Origin of the sequence: Allorhizobium sp. Av2 (genome assembly GCF_021462805.2) — a bacterium.
In the GTDB taxonomy this organism is placed as follows: domain Bacteria; phylum Pseudomonadota; class Alphaproteobacteria; order Rhizobiales; family Rhizobiaceae; genus Allorhizobium; species Allorhizobium vitis_G.
Window position 1 is genome coordinate 1,137,288 of the sequence record NZ_CP192696.1, and the last position, 22,754, is coordinate 1,160,041.

The 22,754-nt window shown below is 57.2% G+C and carries 21 protein-coding genes and 4 tRNA genes; 17 read left to right on the forward strand and 8 right to left on the reverse strand.

Going from position 1 to position 22,754, the window contains the following annotated elements; all coding sequences use genetic code 11:
• Positions 1-19: 19 nt before the first annotated feature.
• Positions 20-457, reverse strand: a complete 438-nt coding sequence (gene aroQ, locus FS819_RS05425) for a type II 3-dehydroquinate dehydratase (RefSeq protein WP_156550693.1) — start codon at positions 455-457, stop codon at positions 20-22.
• Between the two features lie 125 nt (positions 458-582).
• Positions 583-1,344 carry a DsbA family protein gene (locus tag FS819_RS05430; RefSeq protein ID WP_409050102.1) on the reverse strand — a complete coding sequence of 254 codons (762 nt, stop codon included), beginning with the start codon at positions 1,342-1,344 and terminating at the stop codon, positions 583-585.
• Positions 1,345-1,651: 307 nt separating this feature from the next.
• On the opposite strand from FS819_RS05430, the gene FS819_RS05435 reads away from it, so the two are divergent.
• Positions 1,652-2,809 (forward strand): pyridoxal phosphate-dependent aminotransferase, encoded by a 1,158-nt coding sequence (locus FS819_RS05435; protein WP_156550691.1) that lies wholly within the window; start codon positions 1,652-1,654, stop codon positions 2,807-2,809.
• 123 nt (positions 2,810-2,932) lie between these two features.
• On the forward strand, positions 2,933-3,505 hold the full coding sequence (locus tag FS819_RS05440; RefSeq protein WP_156550690.1) for a GNAT family N-acetyltransferase: 573 nt from the start codon (positions 2,933-2,935) through the stop codon (positions 3,503-3,505).
• Between the two features lie 104 nt (positions 3,506-3,609).
• Here FS819_RS05440 and FS819_RS05445 read toward each other — a convergent pair whose 3' ends face one another.
• Positions 3,610-6,702 (reverse strand): Rne/Rng family ribonuclease, encoded by a 3,093-nt coding sequence (locus FS819_RS05445; protein ID WP_156550689.1) that lies wholly within the window; start codon positions 6,700-6,702, stop codon positions 3,610-3,612.
• A gap of 26 nt (positions 6,703-6,728) precedes the next feature.
• Between FS819_RS05445 and FS819_RS05450 the strand changes: the two genes are divergently transcribed.
• The 5 genes from FS819_RS05450 (at position 6,729) to pyrF (ending at position 13,700) form a co-directional block, all read left to right on the forward strand.
• The gene (locus FS819_RS05450; RefSeq protein ID WP_156550688.1) at positions 6,729-7,256 is read left to right on the forward strand and encodes a hypothetical protein; all 528 of its coding nucleotides are present in this window, start codon (positions 6,729-6,731) and stop codon (positions 7,254-7,256) included.
• 178 nt (positions 7,257-7,434) lie between these two features.
• On the forward strand, positions 7,435-8,664 hold the full coding sequence (locus tag FS819_RS05455; protein WP_409050108.1) for an N-acetylmuramoyl-L-alanine amidase: 1,230 nt from the start codon (positions 7,435-7,437) through the stop codon (positions 8,662-8,664).
• A 316-nt stretch (positions 8,665-8,980) separates the two neighbouring features.
• Positions 8,981-11,437, forward strand: a complete 2,457-nt coding sequence (locus FS819_RS05460) for a penicillin-binding protein 1A (protein ID WP_156550686.1) — start codon at positions 8,981-8,983, stop codon at positions 11,435-11,437.
• Positions 11,438-11,541: 104 nt separating this feature from the next.
• A protein-coding gene (gene prfB, locus FS819_RS05465) for a peptide chain release factor 2 (RefSeq protein ID WP_139191396.1) occupies positions 11,542-12,670 on the forward strand; the annotation gives its coding sequence in 2 pieces (ribosomal slippage) (positions 11,542-11,610 and positions 11,612-12,670; 1,128 coding nt in all).
• Positions 12,671-12,800: 130 nt separating this feature from the next.
• The gene (gene pyrF / locus FS819_RS05470; RefSeq protein ID WP_156550685.1) at positions 12,801-13,700 is read left to right on the forward strand and encodes an orotidine-5'-phosphate decarboxylase; all 900 of its coding nucleotides are present in this window, start codon (positions 12,801-12,803) and stop codon (positions 13,698-13,700) included.
• A 6-nt stretch (positions 13,701-13,706) separates the two neighbouring features.
• Here the strand turns inward: pyrF and FS819_RS05475 are convergent, their stop codons facing one another.
• Both FS819_RS05475 and FS819_RS05480 read right to left on the reverse strand, forming a co-directional pair.
• Complete coding sequence (locus tag FS819_RS05475; protein WP_234624898.1) at positions 13,707-14,252, reverse strand: hypothetical protein; 546 nt, start codon at positions 14,250-14,252, stop codon at positions 13,707-13,709.
• A gap of 42 nt (positions 14,253-14,294) precedes the next feature.
• A complete protein-coding gene (locus FS819_RS05480; RefSeq protein WP_070167181.1) occupies positions 14,295-15,068 on the reverse strand; it encodes an NAD kinase in 774 nt (257 codons plus the stop codon).
• Between the two features lie 241 nt (positions 15,069-15,309).
• Here FS819_RS05480 and FS819_RS05485 point away from each other — a divergent pair.
• Positions 15,310-15,385, forward strand: a tRNA-Thr gene (locus tag FS819_RS05485).
• Positions 15,386-15,449: 64 nt separating this feature from the next.
• Here the strand turns inward: FS819_RS05485 and FS819_RS05490 are convergent.
• The 3 genes from FS819_RS05490 to rlmB all read right to left on the reverse strand — a co-directional run bounded on the left by FS819_RS05490 (position 15,450) and on the right by rlmB (position 17,111).
• Positions 15,450-15,599: a hypothetical protein gene (locus FS819_RS05490; RefSeq protein WP_197434203.1), complete on the reverse strand. Its 150-nt coding sequence runs from the start codon at positions 15,597-15,599 to the stop codon at positions 15,450-15,452.
• Between the two features lie 227 nt (positions 15,600-15,826).
• Positions 15,827-16,018, reverse strand: coding sequence for a hypothetical protein (locus FS819_RS05495; RefSeq protein ID WP_060715716.1), 192 nt, complete (start codon positions 16,016-16,018; stop codon positions 15,827-15,829).
• Positions 16,019-16,229: 211 nt separating this feature from the next.
• Positions 16,230-17,111, reverse strand: coding sequence for a 23S rRNA (guanosine(2251)-2'-O)-methyltransferase RlmB (rlmB, locus tag FS819_RS05500; protein ID WP_156550684.1), 882 nt, complete (start codon positions 17,109-17,111; stop codon positions 16,230-16,232).
• 218 nt (positions 17,112-17,329) lie between these two features.
• Between rlmB and FS819_RS05505 the strand changes: the two genes are divergently transcribed.
• The 9 genes from FS819_RS05505 (at position 17,330) to nusG (ending at position 22,647) form a co-directional block, all read left to right on the forward strand.
• A tRNA-Tyr gene (locus FS819_RS05505) sits at positions 17,330-17,414 on the forward strand.
• 26 nt (positions 17,415-17,440) lie between these two features.
• Positions 17,441-17,514 (forward strand) — tRNA-Gly (locus tag FS819_RS05510).
• A gap of 222 nt (positions 17,515-17,736) precedes the next feature.
• Positions 17,737-18,912, forward strand: a complete 1,176-nt coding sequence (tuf, locus tag FS819_RS05515) for an elongation factor Tu (RefSeq protein ID WP_015915721.1) — start codon at positions 17,737-17,739, stop codon at positions 18,910-18,912.
• Positions 18,913-19,179: 267 nt separating this feature from the next.
• Positions 19,180-19,869, forward strand: a complete 690-nt coding sequence (locus FS819_RS05520; RefSeq protein WP_162292182.1) for a glycosyltransferase family protein — start codon at positions 19,180-19,182, stop codon at positions 19,867-19,869.
• A 2-nt stretch (positions 19,870-19,871) separates the two neighbouring features.
• Positions 19,872-20,729, forward strand: coding sequence for a 3-deoxy-manno-octulosonate cytidylyltransferase (locus FS819_RS05525; protein ID WP_234624897.1), 858 nt, complete (start codon positions 19,872-19,874; stop codon positions 20,727-20,729).
• Between the two features lie 137 nt (positions 20,730-20,866).
• A complete protein-coding gene (locus FS819_RS05530) occupies positions 20,867-21,520 on the forward strand; it encodes a hypothetical protein (RefSeq protein ID WP_156550683.1) in 654 nt (217 codons plus the stop codon).
• A 121-nt stretch (positions 21,521-21,641) separates the two neighbouring features.
• Positions 21,642-21,717, forward strand: a tRNA-Trp gene (locus tag FS819_RS05535).
• Positions 21,718-21,899: 182 nt separating this feature from the next.
• Positions 21,900-22,100: a preprotein translocase subunit SecE gene (gene secE / locus FS819_RS05540; RefSeq protein ID WP_015915725.1), complete on the forward strand. Its 201-nt coding sequence runs from the start codon at positions 21,900-21,902 to the stop codon at positions 22,098-22,100.
• 16 nt (positions 22,101-22,116) lie between these two features.
• The gene (nusG, locus tag FS819_RS05545) at positions 22,117-22,647 is read left to right on the forward strand and encodes a transcription termination/antitermination protein NusG (RefSeq protein ID WP_015915726.1); all 531 of its coding nucleotides are present in this window, start codon (positions 22,117-22,119) and stop codon (positions 22,645-22,647) included.
• Positions 22,648-22,754: the final 107 nt, after the last annotated feature.

Sequence of the window (22,754 nt, forward strand, 5' to 3'; positions counted from 1 at the left end):
TGTCCCTGAATTTCTTGTTCTATCGTGTGAGGTTATCAAGCGCTTGCAGCGCCAAGAGGTAGGAATGCGGTCCGAAGCCGCAAATAACTCCCTTGGCGGCGGGCGCTATCATTGAGGTGTGGCGGAATTCTTCCCGCGCGTGGACATTCGAAATATGAACTTCGACGACCGGAACAGTAATCGCCCGCATGGCGTCATGCAGTGCGATCGATGTATGCGTGTAGGCACCGGCATTGAGCGCGACACCGACAGCTTTATCGCCCGCTTCATGCAGCCAATCGACCAGATCGCCCTCATGATTGCTCTGGCGGCAGTCCACGGCAATGCCGAGCTGCTCACCGAACCGAACGCAGTCCGCTTCGATGTCGGCCAATGTCTTGCCACCGTAAATCCCGGGCTCCCGCTTGCCAAGCGCATTGAGATTGGGGCCGTTCAGCACGAAAATTGTTCTGCTCATTGCTGTTCCGTCGCGTTTTCGACCGCCTCCTATAAACCGGCATCCGTTGAAGGAAAAGCCCTTTGCGCTTTTCTCCCTATGGCTTCACTGTAAAATCAGCTGGATATCGAGACTATCTGGTGGATTCAGCAGGTTGATTTGCCGCAGGTGCGAACATTCGTCAGCTTCTCCTGGAGAGCATCTGCACCGATAGCACCGGAAACCAGTTCATTGCCGATCACATAGGCGGGTGTGCCGTTAATGCCCAGGTCCTGGGCCAGCTGATAGACCTTTTTGACGGATGCGGCATTGGGGCTGTCAGTCATTTCCTTGCGAAGAGCTGCTTCCGAAATCCCCAGCATCACACCGGCGTCAATGGCGCTTTCTTCCGTAGCGCGGCCTTCACCGCCCAGCAGGGCGTGATGGAAGTCGCCGTATTTTTCTGGCGCCAGCTTGCGAAAAGCGTCTGCAACCCGGTGAGCGGCCACCGAATCCGGTCCAAGGATCGGGAATTCCTTCAGGACGAACCGCACATTCTTGTCAGTCTTCAGAATGGTGTCCATGTCCGCCAGCGCATGGCGGCAATAGCCGCAATTATAGTCGAAGAACTCGACGATGGTCACGTCACCCTTCGGATTGCCAAGGACGATATCATCCTTCGAATTGAAGATCTCCGCCTTGTTGCGTTCGATGCCGCTGGAGGCCTGGCTGGCGCGGGCCGCTTCCTGTTTCTTTTGCAGGGCGTCCTGCACGTCGAGCATGATTTCCGGGTGGGCGATCAGATATTCCTTGATGAAGGCGCCGATTTCTTGCTTCTGCTTGTCATCCAGCGCGTAAGCAGGAGCGCCGAGGCCGGTCGAGGCAAGGAGCGTTGCCAGAACGGCGGTGCGAAAAAATCGTGTCTTCATATCAATCCTCGTCTCTGGCCATTGTCTTCGGCCATGATTTTCGGCCTGCGTTTTCGGCGGCATGCATGTCCGCCCTGCCGGTCTTCGGGCCTTGTGCCAGCCGCCGCGCTGGCGGTCTAGTCTATCCGGTTATTTTCGTGGTCAATCCACCTCGAATTGGAGGTGTGACCGTAGCTCATTTCCTGACCGGGAAAAGCGGGAAAACGCATTCCGGCATGGCTCTTACCATTGTGATAGGGTGCGCAATGCGGCAAATGTCAGGCGCATTTCTGTTTCAGCCTCCTAATAGAATAGAAAGAGATCCATCTTGGTTATGCTTTCCACCCGCAGTGCCGTCGAACCGTTTCACGCCATGGATATTCTGGCCGAGGCCAACCGGTTGAAGGCCGCTGGCCATAAGGTGATTTCGCTTGCCGTGGGCCAACCTGGCGCACCAGCGCCCGAGCGGGCGATCCAGGCGGCGGAAGTCGCCTTGCGGGCGGGCCAGATCGGCTATACCGAAGCCTTGGGCCGCGCCGACCTGCGTCAGGGGCTTTCCGATTATTACCGCCGTCGTCACGGCACGGAGGTCGCGGCGGAGCGGATCATGGTGACGACTGGCTCGTCGGCGGGTTTCAACCTGGCATTTCTGACGCTGTTTGAGGCAGGGGACGCGGTGGCCATCGCCCGGCCCGGCTATCCGGCCTATCGTAACATCCTGAAGGCGCTGGGACTGGTGGTGATTGAAGTGCCTGTTGGTCCTGAGACTGATTTTACCCTGACGCCCGATAGCCTGGAGCGTGCGGCGAGGGCAGCTGGTGTGCGGCTGAAAGGCGTGCTTCTGGCAAGCCCCGCCAATCCTACTGGCACGGTCACCGGCCGGGCTGCGTTAGAGCGTCTGGCGCTGTGGTGCGACGACAATGGTGTCAGCTTCATCTCTGACGAGATCTATCACGGCTTGACCTATGGTGTGGAGGAAGCGAGCGCTGTGGAATTTGCGCCGAATGCTGTCGTCATCAATTCCTTCTCCAAATATTATCGGATGACCGGCTGGCGCATTGGCTGGATGGTCTTGCCCCCGGCATTGGTTCGTGGCGTGGAATGCGTGGCTCAGAGCCTCTATATTTCGGCGCCTGAATTATCGCAGATTGCCGCGATAGCGGCGCTGGGGGCAGGCGATGAGTTGGAAGAGTACCGGGCCGGTTGCCGCGCCAATCGCGATTTTCTCCAGGCTCGGCTGCCTGCGCTGGGCATGCCGCTGCTGTCTCCCATGGATGGCGCTTTCTATGCCTATGTTGATGTCAGCCGTTTCACCAATGACAGCATGGAATTTGCCCGCAGATTGCTGGCGCAAACCCATGTGGCGGCAACGCCTGGCCTCGATTTCGATCCGCTGGAAGGCCACCGGGCCTTGCGGATTTCCTATGCGGGAACACTGGCCGACCTGACCGATGCCACCGACCGCATTGCTAACTGGCTTTCTTGATTTTTAATAGGGATCAAAGGCTTAAGGTCTCATCTCGATTCAAGGTCGTAAGCGCTTGAATCAATCTGTGAAAGGATTGATTCTGTTTGTCAGGATCACTCAAGAAGCAGCAGGGGATGTCAAATGCAGGATGAGCCAATGGTGTCGCGCGTGCTTGTTCTTGAAACCGTAAGGCTGCGATTGCGCGGTCATCGCCTCGAGGATTTCGAGGCATCGGCCCGGATGTGGGCGGACGAGAGAGTGGTGCGCTATATCAGCGGGAAGCCATCGAGCCGATCCGACAGCTGGTCTCGGCTGCTGCGCTATATCGGCCATTGGCAGGCGCTATCCTTCGGCTATTGGGTTGTCGAAGACCGGATCAGCGGCGATTTTCTCGGTGAAGTCGGCTTCGCCAATTACAAGCGCGATATCAGCCCACCCTTGGACGAGGTGCCGGAAATTGGCTGGGTGCTTATTGCCGATGCCCATGGCCGGGGCATTGCAACCGAGGCCGTCGCGGCCGCGCTGGGCTGGGCCGATCGTCATTTTGCCCATGCAGAAACAGTCTGCCTTTTCGATCCTCAGCACCAGGCGTCGATCCGGGTTGCGGAGAAAAGCGGCTATAGTCGTAAGGGTGAGGCGACCTATATGGGCAGACCGACGCTGGTCATGCAGCGCATGAGGCCGTTATTGGTGGCAGCGCCGGACTTCGGTTGATCACACCGTTTCATAGACAATAGGACTGATGGACGCTTACCATTAAACGAAAACGGCCACGCTGGAGCATGGCCGTTTTTGAATGTTTAAGACGCAAGTCCCTCCTAGAGGAAACCGCGCTTTTGCCACCATCCGCCCTTCTTGGGCTTCGGAGCGTCGTCGCCGTTGGTCACCGAGGTAACGACCGGTTCGGATGTGCTGACATTGGACGACCGATTGGCGCGCACCGGCTTTTCGGCACTGGCATCACTTACGGCCTCTGGCTCGCTCGCAACTTCAGAAGCAGGTGCTTCGACCGCAGGCTCTGGCGCAGAGACGTCCTGAGCAGGTGCCGGTACTGACGTCTCTTCCGAGACGGGGGAGGCGGCGACAGGCTCGGCAGCAGCCGGTGCTTCGACAACCACAGCCTCAGGCACAGCAGCAGGTTCCGTTACCGTTTCGACGCTATCGGCGGCTTCGGTTTTGGCTGACGCTTTCGGCTTGCGAGCCCGGCGTGGCTTGGCAGCCACTGGCTCATCGGCTTTCACGGCCTCTGTTGCTGGGACACTGACCTCGGCAGCCACAGCAACACTGTCGGCGACGGCTTCGGACGGAACCACAGCGACGGCGACAGCCTGATCGGCATCGGCCTGCGCCGACTCTTCAGAAGAGTCGTCATCTTCAGCAGTGTCATTACCTTCGGCATCGGCGCTCACACCATTTTCATCGCGACCGCGACGTCCACCGCGTTTGCCGCGACGGCGGCGCTTTCGGCGCTGGCTTTCGCTGTTGCCGTCTTCAGAAGATTCAGAGGCCTCGACGCTATCATCGCGGTCTTCTGCCGTATCTTCGGCGTCGTCCTCGCCTTCGCTGTCATCGTCGCCTTCGTCACCGCCGGCAGCGTTCTGCTGTCCATCGGCATGGCCATTGCCATTCTTGCCACGGCGGCGGCGGCGGCGCTTGCGCTTGCGATTACCGTCTTCGGCGGCGTTTGCTGCGGCATTGCCACTTGATGCGGTCTGCGCCTGAACAGGAGCCTCGACGACGTCCTCGTCATCCTCTTCCTCGATCTCGATGATCGGATCGTCTTCTTCCGGCTCGCTGATCAGCGGCAGCAAGGTCTCGATGCGGACCGGATTGGCAACCGGCTCACCCTTGTCGATGGCGAAATGCTGGTGGCCGACGCTGGCATCCGAGTCGATGATGATCGACACGCCGAAGCGGTTTTCATAATCGACAATCGAGCCGCGCTTGTGGTTGAGCAGGTAAAGCGCTGTTTCGGGCAGGGTACGCACGGTAATGTCGTGCGTGGTGCTTTTCAGCAGATATTCCTCGACGCCGCGCAGCACATGCAGGGCAACGGAGGATTGTGAGCGGATCAGGCCCGTGCCGGAGCAATGCTGGCAGACCTGGGTGGTCGATTCCAACACGCTGGCGCGAATGCGCTGACGCGACATTTCCAGCAGACCGAAATGCGAAATACGTCCGACCTGAATACGGGCGCGGTCGTTTTTCAGGCAATCCTTCAGCTTCTTCTCGACAGAGCGATTGTTGCGCTTCTCTTCCATGTCGATGAAGTCGATGACGATCAGACCGGCAAGGTCGCGCAGGCGCAACTGACGAGCCACTTCTTCCGCTGCTTCCAGATTGGTTTGCAGGGCGGTGTCTTCGATGGAATATTCGCGGGTCGAGCGACCCGAGTTCACATCGATGGACACCAGTGCTTCGGTCTGGTTGATGATGATATAACCACCGGACTTCAGCGTGACCTGCGGCTGCAACATCCGGTCCAGTTGCGCCTCGATGCCGGAGCGCGAGAAGATCGGGTGAATGTCGCGGTAGGGCTGAACCACCTTGGCATGGCTCGGCATCAGCATTTTCATGAAGTCTTTCGCTTCACGATAGCCTTCTTCGCCTGATACCACGATCTCGCTGATATCCTTGTTGTACAGGTCGCGGATCGAGCGCTTGATCAGCGAGCCTTCCTCATAGACAAGGCAAGGTGCGGTGGAGTTCAGCGTCAGGGTGCGAACATTTTCCCAGAGACGCATAAGATATTCGAAATCGCGCTTGACCTCGACCTTGGTGCGATTGGCGCCTGCCGTGCGCAGGATAACGCCCATGCCCAGCGGCACTTCCAGATCGCGGGCCACTTCCTTCAACCGCTTGCGGTCGGCGGGGTTGGTAATCTTGCGGGAAATGCCACCACCGCGCGCCGTATTCGGCATCAGAACAGAATAGCGGCCTGCCAGAGACAGGTAGGTGGTCAGCGCAGCACCTTTGTTGCCACGTTCTTCCTTGGCGACCTGCACCAGCAGGATCTGGCGGCGCTTGATGACTTCCTGGATGCGATATTGCTTGCGCGGCGTGCGGCGCACCCGGTCGGGAACCTCCTCCATGGCGTCTTCAGCGCCAACGGATTCGATCTCTTCCTTCTCGCCGTCATCATCATCATCGTCGTCATCATCGTCATGACGATGGCGGCTATCGGTTTCTTCCGAGATGGAGTCCGTGTCGACCATGGCGGCCATGCTGCCATTGCTCGATCCATCGTCCGGTGTCTCGTCGCTTTCAATGGCGACCGGGGCTACAGGTTCTGCGGACGCTTCATCGGCGCTGGCTTCAACCTCGCCTGCCTTCTTGCGGGGCTTGCGCGGACGGCGTGCCTTGGGCTTGGCTGCGGCCTCAGGGGCTGCCTCGTCCGCTTGCGGCACGGCCTGTACCGCGTCGGCTTGCGTCGCATCCGCTGTCTCTGCCGGTTGCTCGGCAGTGGTTTGGGCGTGATCGTCATCGGCCTGATTGACGGCGAGACCAGCCACCTCTTCGGCTTCATTGGCGAATTCGGCCGGATCAGCAATTACTGGCTGGTCGCGTTCGCCGGGATCTCTGCTGCGCACCGGCTCGAAATCGCCGTCGTCGTGACGGCCATGCTCTTCGGCTTCGGCCTTCAGCAGGGCCTGACGGTCGGCAAGCGGGATCTGATAATAGTCGGGATGGATTTCTGCAAAAGCCAGGAAGCCGTGGCGATTGCCGCCGTAATCGACGAAGGCGGCCTGCAAGGAAGGCTCGACCCGTGTGACTTTGGCCAGATAGATGTTGCCGCGGATCTGTTTCTTATGCTGGGATTCAAAATCGAATTCTTCGATCCTGTTACCGCGAACGACAACGACGCGCGTCTCTTCTTCGTGAGACGCATCGATTAGCATTTTGTCTGCCATGTAAGCTCTGCTCCTCGGCGCGACCGGTGGCGAGCAATGCCGCAGGCCTGGTGCCAAGCGGGGCTGATCTCGTGAGCGATGCGCCGGATATCGGTGCTCTCGTCTGTGGTATCTTTCCTGGCAGCAGTCCGTCAGCGTTCAGGGCATCAAAGGCCCCAAGGCGGACAACATTGGACAAAGGCTGCTGCAACGACATCAAATACCAAAACAAAAGCGACAATGACAAAGGCCTCGTGATAAGGCCCAATGAATGCTCAAAAGAGCGTTTGGCGGTTTCCCGCCCTGTTATTTTGCCGAAGATTCCGGCTGGACGATTCAGTTTCGGGACAAAAATGCCTTGGCGGCGGATGAAAAATCAGACAAATGGCGCCAGGTCCGTTATTGGTTGGCAGCCGTCGGATGACTCTATCCCGTCGACAATTTTAACCCTTATTTCTGTTGTATGTCGTCTGTGTCACATTGGCAAGCGGCAAAGCCTGCCCTGCCATAATATTGATAAGACCAATAGATTAGAATTGTTGCACTTGCGTGCGGCGTTGAGGAATGATGGATAGTCGGTATGCGCGCTCCGGTTTATGGTTAGGATCGCATCCTGCGCCTCCGGTGGTTGCAATTTCCGGTCGTCCGGTCGGTCCGGCGTTTGAGTAGGGTTGAAGGATGGGCGTGAATGATCAAGGCGCTCAAAGCGTGAGCGGAATGGTGTCGTGGCGTGGACGGGTGGTGCGTTTGACGATGGAAAGGATAGGGCAAGGCAAGCGGCCCGGCGTGATGATTCTGTGGCTATTGGCCTGTATTGTCGCGGGTTTTGCCCCTGCAAAGGCCTTTTCTGCGGAACGTCTTGCGGCTTTTGCGGCCCGCATCGCCGGTGACGATGCCCGCACCCGTATCGTCATGGATTTCGACCAGAAGCCGGAAGCGACTGTGCGCTATATCGGCAATCCGGATCGCATCGTCGTCGATCTGCCCGCCGCCGTCTTTGCCTTTCCAGCCGAGGCACTGGCAGCCCGTGGCCTGTTTCGGGATATCCGTTTCGGCTCCATCGACGCCACCCATTCGCGTATCGTGCTGACGACGGCGCGCCCTGCCAAACTCGTCCTGACCGACATTCGCAAGAATGACGAGGGGCAGGGGTTTCGGCTGATTCTCGATGCGGAGATGACCGATAATGATACATTTTCCAAACTGGTCGCCTCCCAGGCCTGGGATGCCGATGCCTACAGCAATGGCAAGAGCCCGCGCATAGAACAGGCGGCGCCGACGACGGATGGCGAGTTTCTGATTGCCGTCGATGCTGGCCATGGTGGTATCGACACCGGGGCGACTGGCAAGACCACCAATACGCCGGAAAAAACCGTGACGCTGGGCTTTGCCCGGGCGCTGGCTGTCGAGCTTAAGCGGCAGAAGGGCGTCAAGGCCTTCCTGACCCGCGACGGCGATACGTTTTTGTCCCTGTCGCAGCGCGTGACGCTGGCGCGGCAGAAAGGCGCAAACCTGTTTATTTCGCTGCATGCCGACATGCTGGGTCAGGCCAATATTCGCGGCGCGACCGTTTATACCATTTCCGACAAGGCATCAGACCATCTTGCCGAAGCGGCGGCGGCGCGTGAAAACCAATCGGACGAGGTTGGCGGTGTCGATGCGAGCGCCGAACCACAGGAGGTTTCCGACATCCTGGCGGACCTCACCCGGCGCGAGACCCAGGCCTTTTCCATTGCCATGGCCAAATCGGTGGTGACGTCGTTCGACGGGCAGATCAACCTGATCAACAATCCGCATCGCTTTGCCGGCTTCCGAGTGTTGCAGGCCCAGGATGTACCGTCCGTGCTGCTCGAACTTGGGTTTCTGTCCAACAAGGACGACGAGAAGCTGTTGCTCGATTCGGCCTGGCGCAGCAAAGTGGTGAAACTGATCGCTGAGGCGGTGAAGAAATATCGCCAGCCGCTTGTTGCCAAAGGTGGTTGACGCTAAACCGAGAGCCACTTCGGCTGGAAATGCTCTAAAGGCAAAGCCTGGGTGTTTACATCGAATGCATCGGCGGACGCCGATTTATCGAAGAATAAAGCGGCAACACGAAAGTTGATCGCGATGGCTGTGTGTAAAACGGGTAAGGCCCTATTTTACGCACATTGTCACAACAACACCAGGAAAGACCCGGGCGGTGGTGTTCAATGCGCCTCCCGACTTGTAATTGGTGGCGTCGTATGCAAAACGCCACGATATAAGCGATGCTTGACATACAGGCGTATGCGAACCGAAAGCGATTGCCGGTAGCTTCACGATGATAAGACTGATTGGATATCTCTTCGGATTGGCTTCCGTTGCCGCGCTTGCCGCGGCGGCCGCTGCTGCCATCTATCTGACGACCATTACCAAGGATCTGCCTGATTATGAGGTATTGAGCCGGTATGCGCCGCCCGTGATGACCCGCGTCCACGCCGGTAACGGCGCGCTGATCGCTGAATATGCCCATGAACGGCGGCTGTTCATGCCGATCCAGGCCATTCCTGATCGTGTGAAGGCGGCCTTCCTGTCAGCGGAAGACAAGAATTTCTACACCCATCCCGGGGTTGATATCTGGGGCCTTGGCCGCGCCATCCTGGTGAACTTGCAGAATTTCGGGTCTGGTCGCCGTCCCGTTGGCGCGTCGACCATCACCCAGCAGGTCGCCAAGAACTTTCTTCTGTCCTCTGACCAGACCATGGACCGCAAGATCAAGGAGGCCATTCTCTCCTTCCGCATCGAGCAAGCCTATTCCAAGGACAAGATCCTTGAGCTTTATCTGAATGAGATTTTCTTCGGCCTGAATTCCTATGGTATCGCTGCGGCGGCACTCACCTATTTCGACAAGCCTGTTACCGAACTGACCATTGCCGAAACCGCCTATCTCGCCTCGCTGCCTAAAGGCCCGGCCAATTACCATCCCTACCGCCACACGCAGGCCGCTATCGAGCGCCGCAATTGGGTTATCGACCGATTGGTGGAAAATGGATTTGTGAGCCAGGCCGATGGCGACACTGCCAAGAAGGAAGACCTGGGCGTCAACCTGCGGCGCGGTGGCGGCAATGTGTTTGCCTCGGATTATTTCTCCGAAGAAGTCCGCCGTCAGATTATCGATAAATATGGCAACAAGTCGCTTTATGAAGGTGGACTTTCGGTGCGCACCTCGCTCGATCCAGAGCTTCAGGTAGCGGCCCGCAAGGCATTGCAGGATGGTTTGCTGAGCTATGACGAACGGCGTGGCTATCGCGGTCCGATCACCCATATCGATATGGGGTCCGACTGGGGCGTGCCGCTGGCCGATGTGGCTAGCCTTGCCGACGTGCCGGAATGGGAAGTCGCGGTCGTGCTCTCTACTTCCAAGACCGAGGTGCAGATCGGTCTGAAACCGGACCGTGACGGCGCGGGCAAAGTCGTGCCGGAGCGTTTGACCGGCACCATCAAGGCCGATGCGATGGATTGGGCCTATAGGTCGGGACGCGGCGACCGCAAGACGGCCAAATCGCCTGACGGTGTCTTGCAGCCCGGTGACGTGGTCTATGCTGAAAAGATCGGCGCCGATACCTCCACCAATTATCGCCTTCGGCAGCCGCCGAAAGTCCAGGGCGGTTTTGTTGCCATGGACCCGCATACGGGCCGTGTTCTGGCTCTGGTTGGCGGTTTCTCCTACGCCCAATCGGAATTCAACCGCGCGACGCAGGCCATGCGTCAGCCGGGTTCGTCCTTCAAACCCTTCGTCTATGCGGCGGCGCTGGATAGCGGCTATACGCCAGCTTCCGTCGTGCTGGATGCGCCAGTGGAATTTGTGTCCGGTGGCGAGGTCTGGCGGCCGCAAAATGACGGAGGCGGTTCCATTGGTCCGGCAACGCTGCGGTTTGCCATCGAGCATTCGCGCAATTTGATGACCGTGCGTTTGGCCAATGACATGGGCATGAATCTGGTGGCCGAATATGCCGAGCGCTTCGGCATTTACGATCATATGCAGCCCGTGCTGTCCATGTCGCTGGGGGCAGGGGAAACCACTGTCATGCGCATGGTGTCCGCCTATGCGGTGATCGCCAATGGCGGCAAGCAGATCAAGCCGACACTGATCGACCGGATCCAGGATCGCTACGGCAAGACGATCTTCAAGCATGAAGAGCGGATTTGCGAAGGCTGCAATGCCGACGAATGGCACAATCAGGATGAGCCGGTTCTGGCCGATAACCGGTTGCAGGTGCTTGATCCGATGACCTCCTATCAGATTACCTCAATGATGCAGGGCGTCATCCAGCGCGGCACGGCCTATGGCAAGATCAAGCTGGACCGCGACGTGGCGGGTAAGACCGGCACCACCAACGACGCGAAGGATACCTGGTTCGTCGGCTTCACCCCGAATATCGTCGCCGGTGTTTATATCGGTTACGACAATCCGACCCCGATGGGCCGGGGTGCGACGGGGGGCTCGATGTCAGCACCTGTATTTAATGAATTCATGCAGACCGCAGTGAAGGGCACACCGCCCAGCAAGTTCAAGGTGCCTGACGGTATGCAGATGATTGCCGTCAACCGCAAGACCGGCATGGCGGCGGTCGTGGGCGATCCGGATACGATTGTTGAGGCCTTCAAGCCCGGCACCGGCCCGGCCGACAGCCTCTCGGTGATCGGCATGGACAGCAATATGCAGCCGGATGAGATCATGAAAAGCTCGCCGCAGGTCAACCAGGCCGTTCAGTCCGGGACGCCCGGCCTATTTTAACAGAGCGATCAAGCTTGTCGCCATGCCCCGGACTTTACTTCCGGGGCATCGGCAATTATGGACCGGGCACGATATCGAAAAACAAGATTCCGAGAAAAGGACCCATGCGTAACGAAATCGAAAATGTCGTAGACGAAATCAAGCAGGCCATAAGCCTGCTGAGGAGGCATCTTTGACTGGGATCAGGCGGTAAGACGACTGGACTGGTTGAACAACAAGGCAGAGGACCCCAACCTCTGGAACGACGCGGCTGAGGCCCAAAAGCTGATGCGCGAGCGCCAGCAGCTGGAAGACAGCATTGCCGGCGTGCGCCGTCTCGAACAGCAGATGAAAGATAATATCGAGCTGATCGAGATGGGTGAGGAAGAGGGCGACGAGAGCATCGTCAAGGAGGCCGAGGAAGGCCTGAAAGCCCTCAAGGCCGAATCCGGTAAATTGCAGGTCGAAGCGATGCTTTCGGGTGAAGCTGATGGCAATGACACCTATGTCGAAGTGCATTCGGGGGCTGGCGGCACGGAAAGCCAGGACTGGGCGAACATGCTGTTGCGCATGTATACCCGCTGGGCCGAGCGCAGTGGCTTCAAGGTGGAATTGCTGGAAGTGCATGACGGCGAAGAAGCCGGCATCAAGTCGGCCACCATCCTGGTCAAGGGCCATAATGCCTATGGCTGGATGAAGACCGAATCGGGCGTGCATCGCCTGGTGCGCATTTCGCCTTACGACAGCAATGCGCGGCGTCATACCTCGTTCTCCTCCATCTGGGTCTATCCGGTGGTGGATGATTCGATCCAGATCGACATCAACGAAAGCGATTGCCGTATCGATACCTACCGCTCCTCTGGTGCGGGCGGTCAGCACGTCAACACCACGGACTCGGCGGTGCGAATCACCCATATTCCAAGCGGTATTGCAGTCTCCTGCCAGCAGGAACGGTCGCAGCACAAGAACAAGGCCAAGGCATGGGACATGCTGCGCGCCCGTCTCTACGAAGTCGAGCTGAAGAAACGCGAGGAAGCCGCCAATGCCGAGGCAGCGTCCAAGACTGATATCGGTTGGGGCCACCAGATTCGCTCCTACGTATTGCAGCCCTATCAGTTGGTCAAGGATCTGCGCACCGGTGTCGAAAGCACAGCGCCCGACGACGTCCTGAACGGCGACATCAGCCCCTTCATGGAGGCCGCTCTCGCCCATCGCATCAGCGGCAGCGCCGATGCTGTTTCCGATATCGACTGATGTCGGGCCATGTTCGGCGGTTCTTGTGCCGCGCCTCTTGCACGCAGTGAAATGCAAACCGTCTGAGCTTCTGTTCAGGCGGTTTTTTTGTATAATGATTGTCGGATCGTGAGCAAAAGGAAAGCACCTCATGCCGACATGGACTGAAATCGTCAAAGCCAATGTCGAGCATTATGGCGATCTGGTCGCTGGAATTGATCCAGCGCTGGGCGATGTTCCCTCCGTCTTCGAGAATGGCGATGGATGCTGGATCGAAGACTATGTGGACTTTCTTCTCGACACGATCGAGGGGCATGTTGGCTTCGTCAAGTTCCAGTCGGCTTATTTCGAGGCTTGCGGCATCAAAGGCTTGAAGGCTCTGTCGATGGGCATGGCACGAGCGCGGGCGTCTGGCATTGGCGTTATCCTCGATGCAAAGCGTGGCGATATCGGCGCAACGGCGTCAGCCTATGCGAGGGCTTATCTGGTTCCCGGCGCTGAAGGGGGAAGCGGTGACTTCGAGGCGGATTGCCTGACCGTCAATCCGCTGATGGGACCCGACACGCTTGCGCCCTTTGTCGAGGCCACGCAGGCGCATGGCAAAGGCCTGTTTGTCCTCTGCCGCACGTCCAATCCGGGCGCAGGCTGGCTACAGGACAAGATGACGGGCAACCAGCTTATTTCGGACCGCCTGGCGGGGCTGATCGGTGGTTTTATACCTGACACGATTGAGGACGGTGATCTCAGTGCCATTGGGGCGGTTATCGGTGCGACGGTTCCTGCGGAAGGACGTCGCCTTAGACAATTTATGCCCCGTTCGATCATTCTTGCACCAGGATTGGGTGCGCAAGGCGCCGATCCGCTGGCCATCCACTCCTTGCGTGGAACCGTACCCGGTGACTTGTTGGTCCCCGTGGCTCGTGGCCTGACGAAGGTTGAAGACAGAAGCCTTTCCCTGGGGGCGTATGCCGAGTTGATCCTCGGCAGGCTGGACAGTTTCAAGCAGTCCATTGCCTATGATTACAGCCGGCCAAGGAGCCGAGCGGTCTGATTGCGCTCAGTGGCTCTCACGCTCGACCTGGATTTCGCCGAATTCATCGACCACCACCGTCCAGCTTTCCGGGTCATTCGAACGGGCGTCCTGCTTTAGATAGACGGTTGCCGAAAGGCCAAAACCGCGATTAACCCCGGATGGGTCTTCGCTGCGAATATCGGTGACATAGGCATGCAGATCGGTAATTTCCTGCAATTCAACGGTGTCGATAATCTGTGACCCTTGACCTCCAACGGAAATCTGGCTGAGGAAAACCTTGGCGGTGCGGTCTGGCTGGCGCAGGGCGTAGAGCCGGTAATAACCGCGCCGCGTCCCGTCCTTGCTTGCGTCGATGACGGCAGGGCTTTTGACGATACCGGTGCTGCTTGCCGTGCCGGGATCCTCCCAATAGCCCCCGCTGATCAAGAATGTCACGGCGGGCGGCACCGTTTCGGCTTCCTGTGCCAATGCGGCGGTATTCGTGAACGAAAATGTGAAGGTGCAGACCATCAGTGCCGCGGCAACAGCGGTGGCGGATGCTGAAAAATCCAGGCGTCCCTTCATCTGCATAGGTTCACTCCGGCTTACGCCCCTTGTGCTGCACAATATGTTTCAGTTGGCAAATTGCTCGGCGAGGATTCGTTCCGACCACGAATGATCGGGATCTGACAATATCCGCGCGGTAATATCCTTGGCCTGTTCGATCTGCACGGTGAGAACCGACTTGACCTCTATATTATCGGCGACGGCATTGACCGGACGCTTTCGTTCTTCGAGAACCTCGATCATCACCGTGACCCGGTCGGGAAGCAAGGCGCCACGCCAGCGCCGTGGTCGAAACGGGCAGACGGGGGTAAGCGCCAGAAGAGGTGCATCAAGCGGCAGGATAGGCCCATGGGCGGAAAGATTATAGGCGGTGGAGCCGACCGGTGTCGCCACCATCAGCCCATCGCAGATCAGCTCATCGAGGCGCTCCTGGCCGTCGATCAGCACCCTTAGTTTCGCCGCCTGATAGGATTGCCGCAGCAAAGAGACCTCGTTGATGGCAAGCGCGACGGTTTGCGTGCCGTCTTCGCTGAGCGCGGTCATTTTCAAGGGATGAAAATCATTCTCGGTGGCGATTGCGATTCGCTCCGGCAGATCGTCCACCCGGTAATCATTCATCAGGAAGCCGACGCTGCCCCGGTTCATGCCATAGATCAGCCGCCCGGAATTCATCGTGTCATGCAGGTTTTGCAGCATAAAGCCATCGCCGCCCAGCACGACGAGCACATCGGCCTCTTCGGGTGGCGTGTAGCCATAGGTTCGAATCAGCTCTTCGCGGGATGCAAGCGCCTCCGGGGTGTTCGTTGCGACGAAAGAAAGCGACCGGAAGGAACGCGCCATGCGAAAAAACCTGTTGGAAAGGGCCTTCTTCGTACATGATAAACTAACCCTACGCCAAGTTTTTTCGCGTTGTTAAAACCCTTGAAATCCGGGTTGCGGACGTGGAGCGCGATGGATAACACCGGGCAGGTGTTGTGGTTCAAAACCAGATCCAGACAGATATCGTTTGAGCCGTCCTGTATGACGCTTTTTCGTTATACCCTCTTTACAGCGCGGAAAAATCTGGTAGTCAGACGCCACTGCCCTTGTAGCTCAGTTGGTAGAGCACCTGATTTGTAATCAGGGGGTCGCGGGTTCGAATCCTGCCGGGGGCACCATTATTTCACATCAATTCCATCGCTTGAACTGCTGATCCTAGGATCAGCGGAGCGACGACGTTCGTCAAAGCCCGCCGGGTGCGATAAACGCGAAATACGCCCATGCGACCGCGAAAGCCGCGACAATACAGAGTACGACCACCAGTTTGCGCAGCCCTGGCCGCGGTTGCTTCGGCGGGGCAGGTTTTCTGAATTTTATGACATTGTCGCTCATGGGTGCCTCCTCTCATGGGCTATGATAAAGCCATGCATGATCGGCGGCATTTATTTCACGCAAAGCTTGCGGCATGGTTACGATGAGCCAGAAAATCAGCGGACCGCGGATCGGTTAATCTCAAAGTCGGCGACTGCCATGAACGGACTGGCATTGCCTCGCCACCGATAAAAAAGAATATCCCCGCCGCTTCACAATGCGCCGGGGAGAGTATTCAAAGATAATTGTCAGGCCATTCCGGCAGGGTCGCCGATCGGTAGCAGGGGCGGGCTTGGTACCGGATCATTGGGATTTTTGGTGTCGCCCTGATCCTGGATTGGCGGTTTTACCGCGCCATCCTGCTTACGGTCTGGAATGCCGGGCGTGCCCTGCGGGCCGCGCGGTGCGCCTTCTGGTCTTTCGGGAATTGTGGTTGGCATGGTTATCCTCCTTCTTCTGTTCAGAAGGACAACCATAGGGCTGGGCATTGGTTCCGAAGATTTTGACGTCTCGCCAAATGTCGAGCCTACCGCGATGCTATCAGCTAGCAGTATTGGCGTCTGACCGGCCGGGAATGATAGAGGATATTCTCGGAAAGGCTTGCAGATAGTCGGCTCCGAGGTCGAGGACATCGGAACCGACGCCGTGATGTCAGCTTTTGCGCAACAGGAATTGGCGTGAAGCATACAAAGCGATAGCCGCCGCATTCGACACGTTCAGTGATTTGATCTCGCCGGGCATGTCGAGCCGCGCCAGTGCGTTGACTGTGTCACGAGTCTTTTGGCGCAGGCCCTTACCTTCGGAGCCCAGCACCAGTGCCAACTTGTCGCCACTGAATGTCTCTTCCAGCGGGCTTGGCCCTTCCGAATCGAGCCCGATGGAAACGAAACCGAGCTTGTGCAATTCGCCCAGCGCATCGGCGAGATTGGTGATTTGGATATAGGGAATCAATTCCAGCGCACCGGAAGCTGATTTCGCGAGTACACCCGATTCGGTCGGGCTGTGCCGCATGGTGGTGATCACCGCGCCAGCACCGAAGGCGACGGCGGTGCGCATGATTGCTCCAACGTTATGCGGATCGGTCACCTGGTCCAGCACCAGCAACAGTGGGCTTTCCTTAAGCGCTTCAAGACGGCGAGGTGGCAGCGGCCGGGTTTCCAGCATGACGCCCTGATGAATGGCTTCCGGCCCCAAATGCTTGTCGAGATCCTGCGGCGTGACGATTTCCACAGGAAAGGGCAGGGCATCGACCGGGCCGATTTCCAGCCGCACCAGCGCATTCTGGGTCAGCGATAGCTTGATCGGCTTGCGTTCGGGATTGTTGAGGGCGGCGCGCACCGTGTGCAGGCCATATAAAAATACCTGGTCGGGGGCGATCGGCGGCGGTGTCCAATCGGCGTTGGACTTGCGCCGTTTTTGCGGTTGCGGGGTGGGAATCTCGCCGCGCTCACGCTTTGCATCCCGCACCTGACGGCGCAAAGTTGCATAGTGGCTGTCGCGGTCGGACGTGTCGTTTGGGTTATCTTTGCTCATGGCGCCTTATAGCGGGCTTGCGTGCCAGGGGATAGAGACCCCGGGTTTGCCGGGATGCCTGAACGAGGAAAAAACATGAAAATTTTCCGTCTAAGGCGTGTTGACATCTCCGTTTCGGGCCGTCATATAGCCGCCACGGAACGCGGTGAGCCAAGCTCGAAAGCGAAGTTCGACGCTCCGGGATAGTAAGCTTGGTTGCTTGATCCGGTCGAAATACTGGAGGGATGCCCGAGTGGTTAAAGGGGACGGACTGTAAATCCGTTGGCTCAGCCTACGTTGGTTCAAATCCAACTCCCTCCACCATTTCGACACCTGGATCTAAAACCGCCGCGGGTATAGCTCAATGGTAGAGCAGCAGCCTTCCAAGCTGAATACGCGGGTTCGATTCCCGCTACCCGCTCCAGCTTTCCATACTCTCTTTTAGTTTATCTTTCAGCTGTTTCCCTATATGCGATCTGTGCCGTTATCACGCGCATTTGCAGGAATTGCGCTGCTGGACACCCCCGCAAGGCACCTGCTTTGGGCCATGCGCATTTATGGCTTGCGCAATCGGACCGAAAGCCTTAAACGGCGGCACTAAACCGGTTCGCCGCGTCAACCTTTTACGTTCACAGGAAGCATTCAAATGGCAAAGAGTAAGTTTGAGCGCAACAAGCCGCACGTTAACATTGGCACGATCGGCCACGTTGACCATGGCAAGACGTCGCTGACGGCAGCAATTACGAAGTATTTCGGTGAATACAAGGCGTATGACCAGATCGACGCTGCTCCGGAAGAAAAGGCCCGCGGGATTACCATTTCGACGGCGCACGTCGAATATGAAACGCCTGCCCGTCACTACGCTCACGTTGACTGCCCCGGCCACGCCGACTACGTCAAGAACATGATCACCGGTGCAGCGCAGATGGACGGCGCGATCCTGGTTTGCTCGGCAGCTGACGGCCCGATGCCGCAGACCCGCGAACACATTCTTCTGGCTCGCCAGGTTGGCGTTCCCGCCATCGTCGTGTTCCTGAACAAGGTTGACCAGGTTGACGACGAAGAGCTTCTGGAGCTGGTCGAACTGGAAGTGCGCGAACTTCTGTCGTCCTACGACTTCCCGGGCGACGATATTCCGATTGTCAAGGGTTCGGCTCTTGCTGCTCTGGAAGACAGCAACAAGAAGATCGGCGAAGACGCGATCCGCGAACTGATGGCGGCAGTTGACTCCTACATTCCGACGCCTGAGCGCCCGATCGACCAGCCGTTCCTGATGCCAATCGAAGACGTGTTCTCGATCTCTGGCCGTGGTACGGTTGTGACGGGTCGCGTTGAGCGTGGTATCGTCAAGGTTGGCGAAGAAGTCGAAATCGTCGGCATCCGCGCCACCTCGAAGACGACCGTTACCGGCGTTGAAATGTTCCGCAAGCTGCTCGATCAGGGCCAGGCTGGCGACAACATCGGCGCCCTGGTTCGTGGCGTACAGCGCGATGGCGTTGAGCGCGGTCAGATCCTGTGCAAGCCCGGCTCTGTCAAGCCACACAAGAAGTTCATGGCAGAAGCCTACATCCTGACGAAGGAAGAAGGCGGCCGTCATACACCGTTCTTCACCAACTACCGTCCGCAGTTCTACTTCCGCACGACGGACGTTACCGGTATTGTTTCCCTGCCTGAAGGCACTGAAATGGTTATGCCTGGTGACAACGTGACGGTTCAGGTTGAGCTGATCGTTCCGATCGCGATGGAAGAAAAGCTGCGCTTCGCGATCCGCGAAGGTGGCCGTACCGTCGGCGCCGGCATCGTCGCTTCGATCATCGAATAATGATTTCTTCCCTTAGGGGATGAAATGGAACCCCGCTGGCAACAGCGGGGTTTTTGCGTTTAGGACGTTACGGTTGAACTGATTACGTTTCTAAGGAGCCGCCTTCCTCAAATTGGACGCTATTGCGATGGAGACCATGAGAAAATCTGCAAAACGGCAAGCCGTACTGCAAATTCTTGGTGGCTAATGCAGTTAAGCGCTTGGTTCTCTTGTCCGCAGCGGTCCCTATCCTTTAAAAGAAACAGACGTACAATTTCAGGAGTTGCGGTGTTGGACAACAAGCTTCAGATTTTCATTGGCTTCGATACAAAGGAAGTCGTGGCCTATCATGTGCTCGCGCAGAGCATTCTTGAACATTCGTCCATTCCCGTCGCCTTCACACCCATCGTCCTCGACAATCTGGCCGGTATCTTCACGCGCGAACGCAATCCACTGCAATCGACGGAGTTTTCCTTCTCCCGGTTTCTCGTGCCTTATCTGAGCGATTACCAGGGCTGGAGCATGTTCATGGATTGCGACATGCTGGCGCGCGCCGATCTGGCCGAACTCTGGGCGCTGCGCGACGACCGCTACGCCGTGATGTGCGTCAAGCATGACTACCAGCCAAAGGTGGAAACCAAGTTTCTCGGTCAGACTCAGACCAAATACGAAAAGAAGAACTGGTCGAGCGTCATGCTGTTCAACAACGCCAAATGCACGGCGCTGACCAAGGATTACGTCAACACCGCAACCGGTCTGCAACTGCATCAGTTCAAATGGCTTGAAAGTGATGACCTGATCGGTGGGCTGCCGCTGCATTGGAATTATCTGGTCAACGAATATGACCATGACCCGGCCGCCAAGATCGTCCATTTCACCGATGGCGGCCCTTATTTCGAACAATACAAGAATGACGATTACGCAGAAGAGTGGTTTGCTGCCCGCGAACGCATGCTGCACGTCACACAGAGCCTGTGACCATGACAGTCCAGAACGGCAGCGCGCGCCCCACGACCGCCAGCATCCAGGCCTTTACGGACTGGCAGGCGTTGCTCGGCCGTTTCACCCATATCGTCCTCGTCGCCAACAGCGAAGAGGCCAATGTGGACAGGCTGCGGCGCGAATTGCCGCATACGAGCTTGTTCGTGTTTTTCAACAAGGTCTACAAGATCCTCGACAAGCCGTTCGATCGCCCGTCGCTGCTGGTGGCGCGCAGTGGTTCGGTTGGCGCCAATATCGTCTACCGCAAGGAAGTCAAAGAGGTACTTGGCTATTTTCCAGCTGACACTTTTCTAGGCGTAATGAATGTCAGGGCTCATCCCGGAGAATTGTTCAGCGAAGCCGGCAAATTCGAAGGGGCTGCGGTTGGCCATCTGGATCTCTCCAGCCATTTTTCCAGTTTTTATCCTGGCGATCATATTCCGACCAGCGGTTTTGCCTTGGCCTTATGGCTGAGTGAATACCTGCCCGAAAAGACCATTGTGCTGGATGGATTTTCAGCCCGACGCAGTGAGAAATGGAAAGTCTTTCATCTGCATGACTGGACATTCGAACAGGTCGTGCTGCGATTGTTCATCCATTCCGGCAAGCTGGTCGCTCCGGGTGCGGCAGAGAAAAACGCTTATGCGGCACTACTGCAACGATTCCCTGATTTGACTGAGGGGGCGGTCGCGCTGTCTGCCGCTGACGTGCTGGCAAGCCGTCTTGAAGGGGCAAACAAGGAAATCGATAAGCTGATTTCCGTCACAAAGATCCTGCGCTGGTTTTATCAGCTCTCAAAAAAGCTGAAGCCGAAAACCAGAAAACAGCGATTGAACGCCAAGAAGGCCAAGAGTTGATTCGCGTTTTGCCATGCTGCACCGCAAAAAATTGATTTGCGATAAATGGCGTTGGTTGTTAATATAGCGATATAACTATTTACGCTGTCCCGGCTTGTTTGGGGCCGAACCCACCCTGAACACATAAAGATGTATCTATGATTCGTCTGATGTGCGCGGTTGCGATTGCGCCTTTTTTCATTCTACCATTTTCCTGGGTTGGCCAGGCTGCCGATTTTGGCAGGCCGTTGATCTGGAACGTGTCGCGCAACGGCACGAGTGGTGTTGCTATCCAGACCGGCGTTCAGTTGCGGAATGCTTTTGAGCCGAAAATAGGTGTTGATACCTCGATCATTGCCACGAGGAGCGGGCAGGTGGATCAATCCACGCTGCCGTTGCGGCTCTGGGGACGGGTGCTGCTGGAAGGCAATGACAAAACCAATGGGCCTGCGACCTATCTCAATACCAGTTTCACACCCGCAACGGGTGCCTCCAGCCTGTCGATGGAGCGCGCCTGGAACTGGACGCTGACGCCTGACTTCACGCTTGGCTCGACTCGCATTATCCAGGTGCGCCGGGTCAGTGGTGATGGGGCGGGGCTGTCGGCGAGCCAGCGGCTGGATTTGTCCATGCCGGATTGGTCGGCATCGCTTTACAGCGAAGCGGGTATCGACCAGCTGGATGCGACGACGACTGGATCTGTCGGTATTGAGAAAAAGGTTTTCGGCGATGTCGGTCTTTCGGCCGCTATGACCAATCTGCTCGATGCGCCTTCGACCACCTTCCGGGCGAGCTATAGTCGTCACTGGTAGGAAAACGGTATTTTGTTTTGAATGTGCAAAAAACCCTCTTGCCAATCGTCACCGACCGTCTTAAACGGAGCGCCAAGCAACGGACGGGATGGCCATAGGCACATCACTCGGACGTGCAGATAGGGGTATAGCTCAGTTGGTAGAGCGGCGGTCTCCAAAACCGCAGGTCGTAAGTTCGAGCCTTACTGCCCCTGCCATTTTTCACACAGTGTTGGAATTGATTTTTTCGGCTGGTGGGTTTTGGCGTTGTAGAATTTGTTTAAATGTCGGTTTTGCCCTTGTTAAAGTGAGAATCGGCGTTTATGTAACACTCAAACAGACACGCGGTGCGTGGGGCTGATCTTTTCAGCTTTACGTGCCGTAAATGCGTGGGCATTAGATGGCATCGAAGACTAATCCATTTGCGTTTTTGCAGCAGGTCCGCTCCGAAACGTCCAAAGTCACCTGGCCGTCGCGCCGCGAGACTGTGATCTCGACGCTGATGGTGTTGGCCATGGTGATTTTTGCCTCGCTGTTTTTCTTTGCGGCGGATCAGGTTATTGGCTGGGTTTTGAGCCTTGTCCTGAATCTCGGCAATTAACAGGACGGGAACGAACATGGCTGCACGTTGGTATATCGTCCACGCATATTCTAATTTTGAAAAGAAGGTCGCGGAATCGATTGAAGAGAAGGCTCGCCAGAAGGGGCTTGGGCATCTCTTTGAAAAGATCCTGGTTCCGACCGAAAAGGTTGTCGAGGTCCGTCGCGGTCGTAAGGTTGACAGCGAGCGCAAGTTCTTCCCCGGTTACGTGCTGGTGCGGGCGAATTTGACGGATGAAGTGTATCACTTGATCAAGAATACCCCAAAGGTCACGGGTTTCCTTGGTTCCGATAATAAGCCGGTTCCGATCCCTGATTACGAAGCTGATAGGATTCTCGGTCAGGTTCAGGAGGGTGTCGAGCGTCCCAAGTCCTCGTTGTCCTTCGAGATCGGCGAGCAGGTTCGCGTTTCCGATGGTCCTTTTGCATCCTTCAACGGTGTTGTGCAGGATGTCGATGAGGAGCGGTCGCGCCTTAAAGTTGAGGTGTCAATCTTTGGTCGCGCTACGCCGGTCGAGCTTGAATACAGTCAGGTCGAAAAGGTCTGATTGGTCAGGGAGGGTAACCTCCCGTTTCGCGTGGGAGTGCGGCGGTCTCTTAAGCCGGATCGTTCATACGCACCACGCAACCGCAGCCGCCGGCATGTCCGGCATGA

Bases quoted from the DNA above. Each gene is read 5' to 3' on its own strand.
- pyrF (WP_156550685.1), top strand. From the start codon at position 12,801: ATGCCGACATGGACTGAAATCGTCAAAGCCAATGTCGAGCATTATGGC.
- secE (WP_015915725.1), top strand. From the start codon at position 21,900: ATGGCATCGAAGACTAATCCATTTGCGTTTTTGCAGCAGGTCCGCTCC.
- FS819_RS05490 (WP_197434203.1), bottom strand. From the start codon at position 15,599: ATGAGCGACAATGTCATAAAATTCAGAAAACCTGCCCCGCCGAAGCAA.
- rlmB (WP_156550684.1), bottom strand. From the start codon at position 17,111: ATGAGCAAAGATAACCCAAACGACACGTCCGACCGCGACAGCCACTAT.
- FS819_RS05460 (WP_156550686.1), top strand. From the start codon at position 8,981: ATGATAAGACTGATTGGATATCTCTTCGGATTGGCTTCCGTTGCCGCG.
- FS819_RS05445 (WP_156550689.1), bottom strand. From the start codon at position 6,702: ATGGCAGACAAAATGCTAATCGATGCGTCTCACGAAGAAGAGACGCGC.
- FS819_RS05430 (WP_409050102.1), bottom strand. From the start codon at position 1,344: ATGAAGACACGATTTTTTCGCACCGCCGTTCTGGCAACGCTCCTTGCC.
- FS819_RS05495 (WP_060715716.1), bottom strand. From the start codon at position 16,018: ATGCCAACCACAATTCCCGAAAGACCAGAAGGCGCACCGCGCGGCCCG.
- nusG (WP_015915726.1), top strand. From the start codon at position 22,117: ATGGCTGCACGTTGGTATATCGTCCACGCATATTCTAATTTTGAAAAG.
- aroQ (WP_156550693.1), bottom strand. From the start codon at position 457: ATGAGCAGAACAATTTTCGTGCTGAACGGCCCCAATCTCAATGCGCTT.
- FS819_RS05475 (WP_234624898.1), bottom strand. From the start codon at position 14,252: ATGCAGATGAAGGGACGCCTGGATTTTTCAGCATCCGCCACCGCTGTT.
- FS819_RS05530 (WP_156550683.1), top strand. From the start codon at position 20,867: ATGATTCGTCTGATGTGCGCGGTTGCGATTGCGCCTTTTTTCATTCTA.
- FS819_RS05455 (WP_409050108.1), top strand. From the start codon at position 7,435: ATGGAAAGGATAGGGCAAGGCAAGCGGCCCGGCGTGATGATTCTGTGG.
- FS819_RS05440 (WP_156550690.1), top strand. From the start codon at position 2,933: ATGCAGGATGAGCCAATGGTGTCGCGCGTGCTTGTTCTTGAAACCGTA.
- FS819_RS05525 (WP_234624897.1), top strand. From the start codon at position 19,872: ATGACAGTCCAGAACGGCAGCGCGCGCCCCACGACCGCCAGCATCCAG.
- FS819_RS05480 (WP_070167181.1), bottom strand. From the start codon at position 15,068: ATGGCGCGTTCCTTCCGGTCGCTTTCTTTCGTCGCAACGAACACCCCG.
- tuf (WP_015915721.1), top strand. From the start codon at position 17,737: ATGGCAAAGAGTAAGTTTGAGCGCAACAAGCCGCACGTTAACATTGGC.